Raw genomic sequence first — 1,493 nt, forward strand, 5'->3', positions numbered from 1 at the left:
GATATGCATAGAAAAAGAAATCGACAGCCAAAAACAAAAAAACAAGACTAAAAGCTGTCACATCTGGAGAATACTGAAACCCGTAATCACGTACATAGTCATAAAAAACTTGGATGAAAAGCGCGATAGCAATACCGTCAACGACTTTATACATAGCACCCGTCGTCATATTACTTAGTGTCTCCTTCCAGTGATATGACTGACGATTTTGTCGCGACAGAACCCACATTTCAATACCAATCACGCTCAAAAATATAGAGCCAAATATCGCAATAAACATCAACGCATGAATTACATCATCCATCTTCGTTCCTTCTTTTTATTTTATATTGTCTCTCACAGTACTAGTTTTCGTAGGCTTCTCGCAAGGTATCGGCGAGAACCTCTAAGCCTCTTTTCACTTTCTCTTTATCCTGAGAATATGTAACTCGAAGACATTCGCGGCTATGTCGCCATTCGTTTTTGTCTTTATCACTTAAACCCGGGAAGAAATGATGGCCAGAAACAACTAAAACACCACGTTGCTTTAAGCGCTCATACAGATTTTGACTATCGACGGGACAACCCTCCATCCAAACCCATAAAAACATGGCTCCTTCGACCTTGTGGAGCGACACAGGTAAATCACGACATAGCGTTTTGAAGTAATCTTCAGCCCAAACAGCTTTCTCAGCATAATAGGGTTTTACGTGATTCTGACTCAGCGACAATATTTCGCCCGATTTCACCAGCTCATGTGCCAGCATCGGGCCAAAGCTCCCAGTTGAAAGGTTCATCACCGCATTCATTCCGGACAAGTTCTCTATGATGTCTTCGCGCGCGACAACGATACCTGTACGAACAGCCGGCAAGCCCAATTTTGAGAGACTTAAACAAACAACCGTATTGTCATTCCAGTGAGGTGTTACCTCTTCAAAAATTAGATCTGGAAACGGCGTACCGTATGCTCCGTCGATAATAAAAGGCACGTCATTTTGTTTTGCAAGCTGATCCAACCTTGCCACTTCTTTATCGGTCAGGACGTTACCGGTTGGATTAGTTGGCCGCGACACACAGATCGCACCAACGCCTTTATCAATTTCTAAGGAATCGAAATCGACTTTATATTTGAATGTCTGTTGATCAATGCGTTCAATATTTGGTTTAAACGCCCGGAATAAATGATCGTTTAAGCCAGCGTCACTGTACCCGATATATTCTGGAGCAAGTGGCAGCAATATTTGCTTATTATCATCCTTGTTAAAACGCCCACCAAACATATTGAACAACATGAAAAATGCGGCCTGACTGCCGTTTGTCAACGCGATGTTTTTGCGACTAACTGGCCACTGATATTCACGACGCAATAAGTCTGCAATGGCACCAATAAAGTCAATTTCACCTTGTGGCGGATCGTAAATTCCGATCAATCGGCGAAAGGCATCAGGACTGTTCGCCAACTCGGCTAAACGATCACGAAACAGTTCTTCGACGACAGGTATATGAGCCGGATT

The 1,493-nt window shown here is 42.9% G+C and carries 1 protein-coding gene and 1 pseudogene; both read right to left on the reverse strand.

Annotation, left to right across the window (positions count from 1 at the left end):
- Positions 1 to 304, reverse strand: a pseudogene (locus A3738_RS27870) (sterol desaturase family protein); the annotation flags it as partial.
- 40 nt (positions 305 to 344) lie between these two features.
- Positions 345 to 1,493, reverse strand: a 1,149-nt coding sequence (locus A3738_RS27875; protein WP_068764001.1) for a valine--pyruvate transaminase, incomplete at its 5' end; no start/stop codon positions are given.

This window comes from Oleiphilus sp. HI0066 (assembly GCF_001635725.1).